Annotated in this window: 15 protein-coding genes; 2 read left to right on the forward strand and 13 right to left on the reverse strand. The window is 50.6% G+C overall.

Annotated elements, in window-relative coordinates; genetic code table 11:
- Positions 1–9: 9 nt before the first annotated feature.
- The 4 genes from ispF to C8J48_RS16465 form a co-directional block, all read right to left on the reverse strand.
- Positions 10–492 carry a 2-C-methyl-D-erythritol 2,4-cyclodiphosphate synthase gene (gene ispF, locus C8J48_RS16450; RefSeq protein ID WP_107728355.1) on the reverse strand — a complete coding sequence of 161 codons (483 nt, stop codon included), beginning with the start codon at positions 490–492 and terminating at the stop codon, positions 10–12.
- Complete coding sequence (gene ispD, locus C8J48_RS16455; protein WP_107728356.1) at positions 489–1,175, reverse strand: 2-C-methyl-D-erythritol 4-phosphate cytidylyltransferase; 687 nt, start codon at positions 1,173–1,175, stop codon at positions 489–491. Before ispD ends, ispF begins: the two co-directional genes overlap by 4 nt.
- A gap of 84 nt (positions 1,176–1,259) precedes the next feature.
- Positions 1,260–2,333: a PIN/TRAM domain-containing protein gene (locus C8J48_RS16460; RefSeq protein WP_107728357.1), complete on the reverse strand. Its 1,074-nt coding sequence runs from the start codon at positions 2,331–2,333 to the stop codon at positions 1,260–1,262.
- Between the two features lie 101 nt (positions 2,334–2,434).
- A complete protein-coding gene (locus C8J48_RS16465) occupies positions 2,435–2,932 on the reverse strand; it encodes a CarD family transcriptional regulator (protein ID WP_107728476.1) in 498 nt (165 codons plus the stop codon).
- Positions 2,933–3,201: 269 nt separating this feature from the next.
- On the opposite strand from C8J48_RS16465, the gene C8J48_RS16470 reads away from it, so the two are divergent.
- Complete coding sequence (locus C8J48_RS16470; RefSeq protein WP_107728358.1) at positions 3,202–3,597, forward strand: nucleoside triphosphate pyrophosphohydrolase family protein; 396 nt, start codon at positions 3,202–3,204, stop codon at positions 3,595–3,597.
- A 272-nt stretch (positions 3,598–3,869) separates the two neighbouring features.
- Here C8J48_RS16470 and pssA read toward each other — a convergent pair whose 3' ends face one another.
- From pssA to C8J48_RS16515, 9 genes are all read right to left on the reverse strand, one after another.
- Entirely contained in the window at positions 3,870–4,583 is a 714-nt protein-coding gene (gene pssA / locus C8J48_RS16475; RefSeq protein WP_107728359.1) for a CDP-diacylglycerol--serine O-phosphatidyltransferase, read from the reverse strand.
- 104 nt (positions 4,584–4,687) lie between these two features.
- Complete coding sequence (gene disA, locus C8J48_RS16480) at positions 4,688–5,719, reverse strand: DNA integrity scanning diadenylate cyclase DisA (protein WP_245891277.1); 1,032 nt, start codon at positions 5,717–5,719, stop codon at positions 4,688–4,690.
- A gap of 44 nt (positions 5,720–5,763) precedes the next feature.
- Positions 5,764–7,146 (reverse strand): DNA repair protein RadA, encoded by a 1,383-nt coding sequence (gene radA / locus C8J48_RS16485; protein WP_107728361.1) that lies wholly within the window; start codon positions 7,144–7,146, stop codon positions 5,764–5,766.
- A 115-nt stretch (positions 7,147–7,261) separates the two neighbouring features.
- Positions 7,262–9,709 (reverse strand): ATP-dependent Clp protease ATP-binding subunit, encoded by a 2,448-nt coding sequence (locus tag C8J48_RS16490; RefSeq protein ID WP_107728362.1) that lies wholly within the window; start codon positions 9,707–9,709, stop codon positions 7,262–7,264.
- Between the two features lie 83 nt (positions 9,710–9,792).
- Complete coding sequence (gene mcsB, locus C8J48_RS16495) at positions 9,793–10,860, reverse strand: protein-arginine kinase McsB (RefSeq protein ID WP_107728363.1); 1,068 nt, start codon at positions 10,858–10,860, stop codon at positions 9,793–9,795.
- Positions 10,861–10,875: 15 nt separating this feature from the next.
- On the reverse strand, positions 10,876–11,403 hold the full coding sequence (gene mcsA, locus C8J48_RS16500) for a protein-arginine kinase activator protein McsA (protein WP_107728364.1): 528 nt from the start codon (positions 11,401–11,403) through the stop codon (positions 10,876–10,878).
- A gap of 6 nt (positions 11,404–11,409) precedes the next feature.
- Entirely contained in the window at positions 11,410–11,880 is a 471-nt protein-coding gene (locus C8J48_RS16505; RefSeq protein WP_107728365.1) for a CtsR family transcriptional regulator, read from the reverse strand.
- Between the two features lie 250 nt (positions 11,881–12,130).
- Positions 12,131–12,817, reverse strand: coding sequence for an MgtC/SapB family protein (locus tag C8J48_RS16510; protein WP_107728366.1), 687 nt, complete (start codon positions 12,815–12,817; stop codon positions 12,131–12,133).
- Between the two features lie 332 nt (positions 12,818–13,149).
- Entirely contained in the window at positions 13,150–14,133 is a 984-nt protein-coding gene (locus tag C8J48_RS16515; RefSeq protein WP_107728367.1) for an aromatic acid exporter family protein, read from the reverse strand.
- Between the two features lie 270 nt (positions 14,134–14,403).
- On the opposite strand from C8J48_RS16515, the gene C8J48_RS16520 reads away from it, so the two are divergent.
- On the forward strand, positions 14,404–15,723 hold the full coding sequence (locus C8J48_RS16520) for an alkaline phosphatase (RefSeq protein WP_107728368.1): 1,320 nt from the start codon (positions 14,404–14,406) through the stop codon (positions 15,721–15,723).
- The last annotated feature ends 69 nt before the right edge of the window (positions 15,724–15,792 follow it).

Raw genomic sequence — 15,792 nt, forward strand, 5'->3', positions numbered from 1 at the left:
TCATCTGTATCACTCACCCCGGAGCAAACAGACAACGGCCATCGCCGCTATACCTTCCTCTCTGCCGACAAACCCAAGGTGTTCCGTGGTGGTCGCCTTTACGTTGATATCATCCACATCCACCTGCAGCAAGGCGGCCACACGCTCCCGTATCGCCGGAATATAGGGAGCCATTTTCGGTTTCTGTGCAATCAGTGTCGCATCCAGGTTGCTTAAACGATACCCCGCCTGCTCCACCAAATTCCAGACGGATTGCAGCAGCTCCGCGCTGTCCGCCCCTTTATAAGCGGGATCCGTATCGGGAAAATGCCGGCCGATATCCCCCTGGCCGATCGCTCCTAGGATCGCGTCCGTAATCGCGTGTAATAGTACATCTGCATCCGAATGTCCCTCCAACCCCCGTTCGTACGGGATTTCCAACCCACCTAAAATCAAAGGGCGGTTCGGGGCAAACCCATGGACATCGAAGCCTTGTCCCACTTTGATCTTCACTGTTCCATACTCCTCTTTTTCCAGATTGCGTCGGCTAACACCCAATCTTCCGGCGTGGTCAATTTGATATTGTCATATTCCCCTGCCACAATACGTACCGAGGCGCCAATCGCCTCCACCAACATCGCATCATCCGTCGCCGGGACATCTGAATCGGCTTGTTGATGGGCCTGGAGCAGGAGATCGCGACGAAAAGCTTGGGGTGTTTGCACCGCCCACAAGCGACTACGCTTCAGGGTATGGGAAACGACACCCGCTTCCACCTCTTTGATCGTATCCTTCACCGGAACCGCCAAAATCGCCGCCCCTGTCTCCTGCGCTGCCGTCAACAAAGCGGTGATGCGCTCATGGGAGACAAACGGGCGCACGGCGTCATGGACGAGGACCCACTCCGACTGCAGGCGCTTCAACCCTTCAAATACACTCTGTTGGCGCTCCCGTCCACCAGGGACCACTTCCACCCCTGAGGACGAAAGTCCGTATTCAGCCAACAGCGACTCCACCTGTGCCATCTCATCACGACCAGCTGCCACAACCGTGTGCTTCACTGCGGGATGAGTCGTCATCACACGCAGCGTCCGAATGAAGATCGGTTCACCGTACAAATCGAGGAATTGCTTGCTGACAGCGCTTTTCATCCGTTTTCCTTTTCCAGCTGCCGGGATGACTACACCCACACTCAAGTCTCCACCAATCTCCTCTCAAACACAAGAGTGCCCGGAGACGGCGTTTCCCGTCGCCGGGCCTGCTCTCGGTGTTTTACGCGCTTAGAGCGCCTTTTCCAACAGTTTCGGTTTGGCGAAAATCATTCTCCCTGCAGATGTTTGTAACACACTGGTGACCAATACGTCAATCCGTTCCCCGATGTATTCGCGGCCACCTTCGATCACGATCATTGTACCATCATCTAAGTATGCAACGCCTTGACCATGTTCTTTCCCGTCCTTGATCACCTGTACGTTTATCTCTTCCCCTGGTAAGACGACGGGTTTGACCGCATTGGCCAAGTCATTGATGTTGAGCACTTTTACCCCTTGTAACTCACATACTTTATTCAAATTAAAATCGTTGGTCACCACTTTGCCGGAAAGTACTTTAGCCAACTTAACCAATTTGCTGTCCACTTCCGACACTTCTTCAAAATCCCCTTCATAGATCAAAACACGCATATTGAGTTCTTTTTGGATTTTGTTCAAAATATCGAGACCGCGCCGCCCCCGATTTCGTTTTAGCACATCAGAGGAATCAGCGATATGTTGCAGCTCTTCCAACACAAAGCTAGGAATTACCAACGTTCCTTCTAAAAAGCCCGTCCGACAGATATCGGCAATTCGTCCATCAATAATGACACTGGTATCTAAAATCTTATGTTCAACCTCGCGGGCTTCTTTTTCTTTTCGTTTGTCTTTGGTTTGACGTCCCATCGTAAAGACGGACATCAATTCATCCCGTTTCTTATATCCGACCCGGAAACCTAAGTATCCCAAAATGCCCGAGGCCAGGAAGGGAAGAACCGAGGAAACGCCGGGAATCGGAAGTTCGGACAAGGGAGGTTCGATCAGAAATCCGACAATAAGACCGAAGATCAATCCCAGTGCTCCAAACAATACATCCGCGGCGGGAATCTTAACCAGTCGCTCCTCACTCCATTGTATCCATTGTACAATGGGTTGGGAGAGCCACAGGGTCAACACATACAGCATGATTGCCCCCACAGCGGCTCCAACGTATGGGGGAGCCGGAGGATTCCATTGGAGCGCCTCAAATGCAAGCGGTCCCAATGTAAACCCGAGTGTGGCTCCCATCAAGGCAAAAGCGATCTGCACAAATCTCTTTAACACGGGGTTCACCTCCTCATTAGCATTATAGACAATCTCGATGAATGAAAACCCTATTGTTTGCGATCGTTGAGGATCGATTCCCGTACACCCCGTAAAACCCGTTAACTGGAAGCCTTTTCCTCCGAACAGATCACTTCATCCAGGAGCCCGAAAGCCTGGTTTTCGTCCATTTCCTTTGCAAGCACCAATTCGCTGATCAGGATTTGGCGAGCATTGTCCAACATCTTACGCTCCCCCGTGGACAACCCCTTTTCCCGGTCGCGGAGCATCAAGCAACGTACGACATCGGCCATATCATAAATATCGCCGCTCTTCATCTTGTCCAGATTAGCCCGGTATCGTCTGTTCCAATTGTTTGAGACATCTGGATCCTTTTCTCCCAGGCGCTCGATCACTTCTGTGATCGTCTCCTCGCTAACCACTTCCCGCAAACCGATGGATTCCACCTTGGACATGGGGATCATCACCTTCATGTCGCCGATTGGCATCCGCATTACATAATAATGTTGGGACTGGCCGAGGATCTCTTTTTCTTCGATGGACTCGATAATGCCTGCTCCATGCATGGGGTAGACCACTTTGTCGCCGATATTGAACAAAAAACCCACCTCCAAGGGCAATATCCATTTTCCAAGATATCACAACCGCGGAGGAATGTCAATAAATTTAAAATGAATATATTAGCACATTGAAGCTAAGAACGTCAATAGTTTTTTCTATTGAAGTAGAGAGCCCATCTTTTATCTGGAAAATTGACACTTGTTACAAATCACAGCTATAATATTCTTGCGGAAAATTTTCAGTCGCTTCCGATATTTTGCCCAACCCCGTCAACAACGGGTTCTCGGAACTAAAAGAGGTGAAAGGAATGGATAGCATAGGCTTAGACCCCTTTCAACAACAAGTCTCCGATTTGCTACTTCGCCATCGTAGTGTTTTGGACATCTCCTCCAAGTATCAAGAATCCAATAGCCGCGTTAACCGCGCCATGGTTAAAGCCGTGACGGAATGCGGATGTATCGAAGTTCAAGCCTCCCGCCAACCTTTTCAAGCTGAACAGGATCTCAACCAAGTAAAAGATTCGTTGGACACGCATATGGTCGGCGGTCTGTGCGATCATTGTCTTGATGTAATCAAAGAGGAAATGGGTAAAAATTTATTCTATCTGACAGCAATGTGCAACTTATTGGACATCCGCTTGGAAGAAGTGATTGAAACAGAGAGTCAAAAACTGTCGACGCTGGGTGTGTTCAATTTGCGATAAAAGCGGAAAATAAAGGGAGTGTACGGGTACTTACACGGATTCTCTCTTTCAATAAAAAACTCCTCCCTTTTTTTCTAATTTATTGTAGAAAAATAAAACAACTACTCTCCTTTTTGCGATTTCCGCTTGTCGCCACATTTACTCAGCTACGCGATGTCGATTCGGACAAACCTATAAACTATAACGGGTTTCTTAAGCAAAAAGATGTCACTCAGGAAAAAAAACGAGCGCTTTCATATAAGCGCTCGTTTGCTTTCGGTTGTACTGCAACTTTACGGTTTTAATTCTTCCACCGGCTCATCCGCATTTCGTTTGCGGCGGCGGGAGATACTGCGCCTCAGGCCGAAAAAGGCGTACAATGCCAGCGGAATAAAGACGATCTTAGGAAACTCCTCCGGGTATCGAGCCACCAGCCAAGCCAACAGAATAATGATCAACGGAGAGATCCAATAAACGCTACGCGGAATCCCCAGACGTTTAAAGTTGGGGTACTTGAGCCGACTCACCATCAGATAGGAAAGAATCAGCATTCCCATCACTAATAACAGCGGGCTGGCAACCATATCGCTATACAGGGCCATTGTAGCCAAAACCCCACCCGCCGCTGTGATCGGCAAGCCGATAAAATAACCCGGGATACCGGGCCGAACATTGAAACGCGCCAATCGGAGCGCCCCGCAAATTGGAAAAATAGCAGTGATTAGCCAACCGAAGATACCCAGTTCATGAAGAATAGAAGTATACATGATTAGTGCAGGAGCGACTCCAAAAGAGATCACGTCCGACAGGGAGTCCAACTCTTTACCAAATTCACTCTGGGTGTTCAGCATCCGCGCTACCCGGCCATCCAACCCATCTAAAAACATACTGATAATAACCATGATCGCACCGTATTTCCATTCACCTTGGATGGCGAGAATCATCGCAACAATGCCTAAAAACAAGTTCCCGACAGTAAAAATATTGGGCAATGCTCTTGCAAACATGGGGGGAACCTCCTGTTAAAATGAAAAAGTACCGCCTGGTGGGCGGGAGGATACCATCTCCTCCTCTCAGTATTTAACAATATGGTGTTTCCATTCTAGGGAATTTAGATATGTCTGTCAATAAAGACTTGCTCCTGAATTCGCTTTAACCCTTCTTTGATGGCGCGGGCGCGCACTTCCCCGATTCCCTCCACCTCATCCAGCTCCTCAATCGTAGCCAGCATGACCCGGGGCAGAAACTCAAAATGACTAACCAACTTCTGAATGATCGGACCCGGTAGGCGCGGAATCTTGTGCAGAATGCGGTATCCCCGGGGTGAAACCGCTTCTTCTTGCAGATTATTGTTTCCACTGTAACCCATAATACGCACGATATTGGCATGTTCCAGCAATTCGTCGGCGGAGAGTTTATCCAACTGGTTTAAGATACTTTCCGGTGATTGTGAGTAAGGTTCGCGACAATAATCCCGTATCACCAGATGGGCTTCCTCTTCCACATGAACCACCAGCTCTTCCAGCTGCATGCTGATCAGTCGCCCCTCGGTGCCCAGCTCATTGATATAGCTTTCGATCTCACTTTTGATGCGAAGCACCATTTCAATACGCTGCATCACCATGGCCACCTCGCTTAAGGTGACCAATTCTTCAAATTCAAGCGCCGACAGATTGGTCATCGATTGATCCAGTACCGATTTGTACTTCTCCAACGTCTGAATCGCCTGATTTGCTTTGGTTAAAATGACGCCGAGGTCTTTTAAGGCATACCGGCTGTTTCCCTGATACAGGGTAATGATATTGCGTCGCTGGGAGATCGAGATTACCAGCTTACCGGTTTGCCGTGCCGTCCGCTGAGCGGTGCGATGCCGAATTCCCGTCTCTGTCGATGGAATGGAGGAACTGGGAACGAGTTGGGCATTGGCATACAAGATGCGGCGCCCATCGTTGGATAAAATGATGGCCCCGTCCATCTTCGCCAATTCGTACAGATAGGCGGGAGCAAACGGACAGTCGATATGGAACCCTCCATCCATCAGTTCCCGCATGCCCTCGTCGTAACCGACTACGATTAGTGCCCCTGTTTTCGCTCCTAAAACGTTGTCCAGGCCCTCCCGAAACAGCGTTCCCGGTGCTACCATACGTAGTGTTTCATGGTTGAAGTTGTTTTTTCTTATCTCTTCTTTCAACGATCTGACCCTCCCAATGCTGCTTCCAACGCTTCTTCCAATGTATCGACCCACACCATCTCCACATCAGCGGGCGGTGTCCACCCACGCCGGTTTTTGGCCGGTACAACCGCTCGCTTAAAGCCCATATTGCGTATCTCGGATACACGCTGTTCTAGGCGACTTACCCCTCTCACCTCTCCAGTGAGGCCCACTTCCCCGATAAAAACATCCTTGGGGCGAGTCGGTTTGTCGCGAAAACTGGAAGCCAGACTGATCGCCACCGCCATATCGACAGCCGGTTCACCCAGTTTCACTCCACCCACCACATTGACATAGGCATCTTGGTTTTGCAAAAACAGTCCCAGCCGTTTTTCTAAAACCGCCATAATCATGGTGACACGATGGTGATCCATCCCGGCAGCCATTCGCTTCGGTGTAGCAAAACTGGTCGACGAAACGAGTGCTTGCAGTTCAATCAACACCGGCCGGGTTCCTTCCATGCTGGCAGTAACCGCAGAGCCAGCCACACCATGGGGACGCTCTGACAAAAACATCTCTGACGGATTTTCTACCTCCACCAAACCTTGGGCCCGCATCTCAAACAGGCCGATTTCATTGGTGGAACCGAATCGATTCTTCACCGCCCGCAGTACGCGATAGGTGTGATGGCGCTCCCCTTCAAAATAAAGAACGCAATCCACCATATGTTCCAACATGCGGGGACCGGCGATCGCGCCTTCCTTGGTCACATGGCCCACGATGATGATAGCCAAATTTTTCCCTTTGGCCAGCCGCATTAAACGTCCGGTGCATTCCCGCACTTGCGCAACGCTACCGGGTGCGGATGTAACATCCGGTTGATAGATGGTTTGGATGGAGTCCACCACCAGCAGCTTCGGCTGAATCTCCTCCACCAGCGCTTCAACCGATTCCAGATCCGTCTCTGCCGCCACAAATAAGCGCGGATCCAATGCCTCCAATCGATCGGCACGCAACCGGGTCTGTTCCGTCGATTCTTCCCCGGATACATATAGTACCGGAAAATCCCGCCCGGCTAAGCGATGGGTTGCTTGCAACAGCAGCGTCGACTTTCCAATGCCGGGGTCGCCTCCCACCAATATCAGCGAACCGGGAACCAATCCTCCGCCCAACACGCGATTTAATTCACGGATGCCGGTATCGGCGCGGGGCTGTGTTAATTGGACGACTTCCGTGATCGGAGTGGCCTCCCGCTTGCGAACCCCGGTGGCGGCTACCCCAGAGCGACCCGGGGCGTGACGGGACTCACGCTCTTCCACCAAGGTATTCCACTCGCCACACCCTGGGCAGCGTCCCATCCATTTGGGTGATTCATAGCCACATTCCTGACAAGTGAATTTTGATTTGATCTTTGCCACTGCGAGTCCCCTATTCATGCATATGGTTTCTTTATCCATTATATCATCTTTTCCACCAAATGCAGGCCACACCATAAAAAATCACCGCCTACAATAAGGGCGGTGAAAGTGATATTTACGACTGAGCGGAATGGCTGAGGGCTGTGCGCGTCACTGTCAGCTCCCCGTCTTTTTCATCAATTTCAATGGTGTCGCCGTATTTAATGTTACCCTTCAGCAATTCTTCCGACAGCCGATCCTCGATATGCTTCTGGATCGCTCGCCGAAGTGGTCGCGCCCCATAAGTGGGATCAAATCCGGCCTTGGCCAGATAGCGTGTAGCTGCTTCCGAGAGGACAAAATCAATCTCCTGTTCCTTTAAGCGTTTGCGCAGGTCGCCGGACATCAAGGAGACGATCTCTTCCAAGTGTTCCTCTTTTAAGGAGTGGAAGACGATTAAGTCATCGATTCGATTGAGAAATTCAGGACGGAAGCTTTTCTTCAGCTCTTCCATCACATTCTGTTTCATCGTCTCATATTCATCAGTGTCCGTCTGACCGGTAGCAAAGCCGAGTCGGGCGTTTTTGCGGATCATATCGGCACCGACGTTGGAGGTCATGATGATCACCGTGTTGCGGAAGTCGACGGTGCGCCCTTTGCCATCGGTGAGACGACCATCTTCCAGCACTTGCAGCATCACATTAAATACTTCGGGATGTGCTTTTTCCACCTCATCGAATAGGACGACGGAGTAAGGTTTGCGACGCACTTTTTCCGTCAGTTGCCCACCTTCATCATAGCCGACATATCCCGGCGGGGCCCCGACCAAACGGGCAGTAGTATGCTTCTCCATATACTCCGACATATCGATGCGAATCATAGCACCTTCATCGCCAAACATCGACTCCGCCAACGCTCGCGCCAGTTCGGTTTTCCCCACGCCGGTAGGGCCAAGGAAAATAAAGGAGCCAATCGGTCGCTTGGGATCTTTTAGACCGGCACGGGCTCGCCGGATCGCCCTGGCGACGGAACGGACGGCTTCATCCTGCCCAATGACCCGCTGGTGCAAGATCTCCTCCATTTTTAGCAGCCGCTCCGATTCCTCTTCAGCCAGCTTTTTCACCGGGATACCGGTCCAGCTGGCTACTACTTCGGCGATATCCTCCCCGGTTACTTGCGAATCCGTCTTGCCTTGATCCGCTTTCCAACGATTGCGGGTGGATTCCAGCTCCTCCCGTAACTTCTGTTCCCGGTCCCGCAGTGAAGCCGCTTTTTCAAACTCCTGGCTCTGCACAGCGGCATCCTTTTCCTTGCGCACTTCTTCCAGCTTCTGTTCCATCTCTTTTAGTTCTGGTGGCACGGTATAGGAGGAGAGGCGCACCTTAGAGGCTGCTTCATCGACCAGATCAATCGCTTTATCCGGCAAAAAGCGCTCGGTGATATACCGGTCCGACAGCTTTACCGCTTGATCAATCGCCTCATCGGTAATCTTCACCCGATGATGCGCTTCATAGCGATCCCGTAATCCCTGCAAAATCTGAAACGCTTCGTCCGCCGACGGCTCTTCCACGGTAATCGGTTGGAAGCGGCGCTCTAAAGCGGCATCCTTCTCGATGTATTTACGATACTCATCCAAGGTGGTGGCACCGATGCACTGTAGGTCACCCCGAGCCAGCGCCGGTTTGAGAATATTGGAGGCATCGATCGCCCCTTCTGCGCCACCGGCTCCGATCAAGGTGTGCAACTCATCGATAAATAGGATGACGTTACCCGCTTGTCGGATCTCATCCATGATCTTTTTCAACCGATCCTCAAATTCACCCCGGTATTTGGTACCGGCGACAACGGTCCCCATATCCAGGGTCATCACCCGTTTGCCTCGCAGGGTTTCCGGCGTTTCCCCGTCGACGATCTTCTGCGCCAAGCCTTCAGCAACTGCTGTTTTCCCGACACCAGGCTCCCCGATCAATACAGGGTTGTTTTTGGTACGCCGGGATAATACCTGGATCACCCGCTCAATCTCCTTACTGCGTCCAATTACGGGATCCAGATTATCCTCCTCGGCGGAGGCAGTCAAATCACGGGCCAGACTGTCCAGTGTCGGTGTATTGGCCCCATTGCCGGCACTCTGATGGGAACTGACCGCTTCCGAACTGCCCAACAATTGTAGTACTTGTTGGCGCGCTTTGTTAAGGCTGACACCCAAGTTGTTGAGGACGCGGGCGGCCACCCCTTCTCCCTCCCGGATTAATCCCAGGAGGATGTGTTCGGTGCCCACATAGGTATGACCCAGTTTACGGGCTTCGTCCATCGATAGCTCAATCACTTTTTTCGCTCGGGGGGTATAGGCGATATCAGCTGTTTGTCCCTGTCCGCGCCCTATCAGGGATTCCACTTCTTTCTGGATCTTTTCCAAACCGAGACCCAATCCCATCAGCGCTTTGGCCGCAATTCCTTCCCCTTCCCGCACCAACCCCAGCAGAATATGTTCGGTGCCGATATTGCCATGCCCTAAGCGGGCTGCTTCTTCCTGGGCCAGCGCCAACACTTTTTGCGCCCGTTCTGTAAATCGTCCAAACATCATGGGTGAATGCACCTCGCTTTTTGGGAAATATTCGTTCTCAGCTTATCGATTAGTAATGGAGTGGGATTTTTGAGTCTGCGTGCTCAATCCTGCTTATGGATATGTTCCCGAATCATCGTCGCCCGCCGGATGTCTCTTTCATCCGAATCCAACCGCATCTGGGCGTGTTGTTGCAAAAATCCGGGTTGTGTCTTTACCATCAATTCATTCATCACATTGGCGGAAACTGCCGACAAGATGCCGAGATCGACACCCAATCTCACGTCGGAGAGTCGTTCCATCGCTTCTTTGGAACTGATCACCCGTGCATGGCCTAAGATCCCCAATGAACGGTGTACCCGATCTTCCAATGGAATCCGGGTCGTTTCCATCAGACGCCGGCGGGCATTTTTTTCATGTTCAATCATCTGGCGGACGACACTCTGCAATTTATCGATGATCTCCTCTTCCGCTTGCCCCAGAGTGACCTGATTGGATACCTGGTACAGGTTGCCCAATGCTTCCGAACCTTCGCCGTAAATCCCTCGCACCGCCAGACCTACCTGCGTAATCGCCGGAAACAGGCGATTGCGCTGCTGTGTCATCGCCAACGCCGGCAAATGGACCATTACCGACGCCCGAATCCCGGTACCTACATTCGTGGGGCAGCTGGTAAGAAAGCCGCTTTTTTCATTAAAAGCATAAGAAAGCGTGTTTTCAAACCAATCATCCAACTCATTGGCCAAGCGCCATGCTTCAAAAGGTTGAAATCCAGGAAACAGACATTGAATCCGGATGTGATCTTCTTCATTGATCATGATGCTGACTGCTTCGTTCGCAGAGAGGACCACCGCTCCACAGCGCGATTCTTCCGCCAGATGGGGACTGATGAGATGTTTCTCCACCAACACGCGCTTTTCCAGATCGGATAAATCATCCATCCGTAAGAGCTCCGCTTTTCGCAGAATGGGATGAACCGGCTCCTGGCGCAGCGCTTCCTCTACTTTTCGCACCACTTCTGCAGACTGACTGGAAGTAGCCAACATCGGAAACGGAAGGCCAGACAAATTGCGGGCAACCCGCACGCGGCTGGAGATAACAATATCCGACTGCGGACCTTCGCCGCGCATCCATTCGCTCAATGCGTGTTGGGTAAACCGTCGGAGTGACATGCCAGCTTCTTCCCCCTACCCTTGCAATTTTTCCTGAAGCGAGCGAATATGATCTCGCAACCGTGCCGCCTCTTCAAATTCTTCATTTTGTATTCGTTTGGATAACTCACCCCGCAACTGTTCAATTTCGCGGCGCAGTTTCAACTTTCCTCCGGTGCGCTGCGGCACCTTCCCCCGATGGGAAGTATTGCCGTGCACCCGCCGAAACAAGGGTTCCAAACGTTCGCCAAAAGCTTGGTAGCAATTACTACAGCCAAATCGTCCAATTTTGCTAAACTGATTGTATGTCAGACCGCAGGTGGGACAGCGCAAGACAGAAGGAGCTTCTGTTTGGCCCCGCGGTTTCCCTTCAGCGACAGAAGGCTCCATATTGAGCAATCCGGACAATAAATGATGAATCGAAAATCCACCGTCAAAGCCCGGCATCTGTTCGCCTTTGTCGCGGGCACAACTATCGCACAGATGAAACTCCGTCTTTTCCCCATTGATAATTTTGGTGTAGTGGAGGGTAGCGGGACGCTTTCCGCATTCCTGGCACTGCATCGGAAGTCACTCTCCTTTGTTGGCGAATAGCGTGGTCACGATGGAACGCAACATGCGCGCCCGTATATGGTCTCGCACCGATACCGGCAAATCCAGTACCTCGCGCGAAACCAACTTTTTCACCATATACGCTTCTCGCACCGTCATCCAATCTTCCTCCCGCAGACGTGTAATCAAATCTTCGGCGGCAGACTGGCTCAATTGGTTGCCGATCATGCGGAGGAGTACATCATAATGCGCTTTGGGAGTAGCAAAACGAACCTTTCGGATGCGGATATAACCGCCACCGCCCCGTTTGCTTTCCACTAGATACCCTTTTTCCACTGTAAAGCGGGTGCTAATCACATAGTTAATCTGGGAAGGGACGCACTGAAACAAGTCCGCCAACTCACTCCGTTTCACTTGGATCGTGCCGGAGGGAGCCTCCCGTAATGTTTTAATTAAATATCCTTCGATGATGTCTGAGATACTCGACATCGGAGAACCTCCCGCTGACTTTGACTAACTTTGACCTTGTGATTTCATTATAGCGAACCTTCCGCTGCTTGCCAAGAGAAAACCGATCTGGTAATCATTTTAACCGCCTACATTTGTTTCATACGAGTGTATGGAGCGAAAAGGCGGGATTCCCTGTTGCGAAAGCGAAGATGCGATGGGTGTCACATTTATGAAAAACGGCCAAACCCCCGGGTGTGGTACGAACTTTTGCTGTAATATGCGATGCTTATCAATCGACATGGACACTTTTTACACCGGATACCCCCCGCACCGCTTCAATCATTTCCGGAATCTGTTTGTCCGGCGGAAAGCGTAGTGTAAAAATAATTTCCACCTCTGACTCTCCACCTTCATCCACCTGTACTTGCCGAATAGAGATTTCCATCTGACCCATCGCCGTCGCCAATTCTCCCAGTAAACCCGGCTGATCCACAGCCTGAATTCGTACCACTTTTAGTCGACGGCGGTGAAAGAGAATGCCTTCCGCCCGGTTTAATAACTCCAAACTGATCAAAGCGATTACCGTGGTCAACGCTGCTTCAAAATGAAGTCCACACCCCACCGCCAACCCGATTCCCGCTACCACCCACAGTGATGCGGCAGTCGTAAGTCCGCTAACGGTATATCCCTGGCGCAGAATCGTTCCCGCTCCCAAAAAGCCGATTCCGCTCACCACCTGTGCTGCAATTCGATCTGGAGAAAAGCGTACCTGGGATTCCGCCATAAACGGAGCAAAGCCATAAATGGAGATCAACATGATTAAAGTCGATCCCACACAAACCAGAATATGCGTACGAAATCCGGCTGGATGGTTGTTTCGCTCCCGTTCCCACCCGATCAAACCGCCTAGAGCAGTTGCGATCAGTAACCGAATCGACGTCTCTCCATAGGAGATCACCCAAATGCTGTCTTCCATCTCATCCATCCCTTCACGCTTTTGCTTATATGAACAGGTTAGTTGATTATCTGAAAATATTCATATGTACCCACCGGTTTTCCATATCATTTGCCCTCACGAAAAAAAGAAAACACCTTTTCAGGAAACCATATCCTGAAAAGGTGTCCATTCATCCGTTTACCAACAAACCAAAGCAAAGATGGTGGCGATCACCAGCAAGAATATCAGCAAACGTCTCAATCCAAAGAAACTACCACTCATATCGGTCCCTCCCTAATCAAGGCTTGCTTTATACTATGTTGGTGTGCCAGTTTAGGAAAGTGATAGACAACCAATTCTCTCAATTTATTTTACAATTTTTGTTCCCACCGCAGATATTGCGACCATTCACGCATCAGTTGGTAGAGCGCGGAGCGGGTTTCAAATTCCTCTCGGGAGGCAGGTAGCGCATCATTGCGAAAACGTTCATATAAGAGCGCCAGCTCTTCCATCGAGTGAAGTTCCCGATCGGGCTTGGTGCTGTGATTGCGCCCTTTTATCCAATTTTCCAACAGCTGTGCAATCGGTGCTCCATGCGGATCCCGCCCTCGCAACGATCGAAGCAACGGCTCCATCCGTTCCAACCCGTAAAACTGCTGTGTACGCACATCCAGATAATGTTGAAACGATCCCTCGCCTCGAAACAGATGATTCTCCACATCGGAACGCCCCAGTCGTTCCGCCTGTTGCAACATCTCTTTCAAACGATCCAACTCTTGCTCATATCCACTGCTTTCCCCTTCGCGTATGCCTTGTGCCACCAACAGCAGCGTCTTCGTCAGTGCTTGATCGATCTCTTTTTTCATGCGATTCATTCGCTTTTGCAAATTGGGCATGTGCAAATTGAGGATTAAGGCCGTCACTACACCGATCAGGATTAAAATCATCTCATTGAAGAAGAAGGACCAAGTCCATTGTTCATATAAAAATACGTGAAAAACGACAACGGCACTGATCACAAGACCTTCCTGCACATTGAGGCGGGTAGCCAACGGGATGACCGCCAGAAAAAAGAGAATCACCGCAGGTATGTTGTAACCGACGAGGGTAAAGACCAACCCACTGACCAACATAGCCAACAATCCGCATAGAAGGCGTGACAGCGCGGTATTGATGGAACGTTTAATAGTCGGTTGGATACACAACATGGTGATGACGCCCGCCATCGTGTACGATTCCAATCCCAGTTCCCGCGCTATCCACACGGAAAAGCCGACTCCCACCGCCGTCTTTATCGTTCGGTATCCAATTTTAAATCGAAGCTCCCGTTTTTTTCCCAGAACGGTTCCCTCCATGGTTGATCGATGTCAAATGCGATTAATATAGCTTAACCCTCCTGCCGATCCTGTCTCTTCATTATAACCCCTTTTTCTTCATACCCTCAAAATGGTTCGACCAAAATAGAGAGGAATTCGACATCCAATTCCACTCTAGCGAAGGCAACTAGTGATGATCCGGATCTTAAACCAGAAAAATTGAACCAAACTTTACGGGATCTATATCGATTGTTTACGTATCGCTGTTAAAATCAAATTAATAACTACTCAAGGGAGTTGATTTCTTCCATGTGGAAAAAATGGACAAGCATCACACTGGCGATCGCATTGCTCGTTTCTGTGTTCGCCGTTTCCCTTTCTGGTGATGCGGAAGCGGTAAAGCAAAAACCGGCAAAAGGTGCGGTTAAAAACGTCATCTTCATGATCCCTGACGGTTTTAACGCTTCTTATGCCACCAATTACCGCTGGTTCAAAGGTTCTGACGCCGTGTGGGACGACATGCTTGTCGGCATGATGAAAACTTATTCCAACGATACGAAAGTGACGGATTCCGCCGCTGCCGGGACGGCGATGGCTACCGGCGTGAAGACCGACAACGGCAAAATCAGCGTAGATCCTGAAGGCAATGAACTAAAAACGATCTTGGAAGCTGCAGTTGAAGTAGACAAATCGACCGGACTGGTTGCCACTTCTACCATCACTCATGCTACTCCGGCGGTATTCGCATCCCATGTGGCCTCCCGTGCCGACGAAGCGGATATTGCACCGCAAATGCTGGAGCGGGTGGACGTGATGTTGGGTGGAGGCAAGCAATATTTCCAACCTGAATCCAAAGGCGGCAAGCAAAAAGAAGACTTAATCGCAACCGCACAAGAAGACGGTTATCAACTGCTTGAGGATAAAGATCAACTGAAAAAAGCGAAATCCGACAAATTGTTAGGTCTGTTTGCTGATGATGCAATGGCTCCGGAACAACAACGCGAGGAAACAAATGAGCCCAGCCTGCAAGAAATGACGGATACAGCGATACAAACCCTGAACAAAAACGACAACGGCTTCTTCCTGATGGTGGAAGGCAGCCAGATCGACTGGGCGGGCCACGCTCATGATGCCGCATGGGCTATGCATGATACCGCCGCTTTTGAAAAAGCGGTCAAATCCGCGATCGACTTCGCTAAGAAAGACGGCAACACCCTGGTTGTGGTAGCTGGTGACCATGAAACCGGTGGGATGTCCGTGGGCGGTTACGGACAATACGCAGCCAACCCGGAAATCCTGCGTGATGTCAAAGCCACCGGAGAACGGATGGCGGAAGAGCTAAACCAAGATCGCAGCAATGCCAAAGAAGTATTGAAACAATACGCCAACATCGAGATCAGCGATAAACAAGCGAAACAGATCCAAGACGCGACCAAACCGGTAGACGCGATTAACGCGGTGGTAAGCGAACATGCCTTGGTTGGTTGGACATCCTCTCAACACACCGGTGTAGACGTACCTCTGTACGCCTACGGCCCCGGTTCCAACCTTTTCAGCGGACTGCAAGACAATACCGACCTGCCCAAGCTGATGGCCAAAGCGATGAAAATCAAGTTTAAACAAAAATAAAACGCATCAGGCAGACGCCACCGGTACCCTTAGAGGGCAGGTGTGCCAAAGTAGAACGAAGCCGACTCA

The sequence above is a fragment of the Desmospora activa DSM 45169 genome, assembly GCF_003046315.1.
Classification (GTDB): domain Bacteria; phylum Bacillota; class Bacilli; order Thermoactinomycetales; family DSM-45169; genus Desmospora; species Desmospora activa.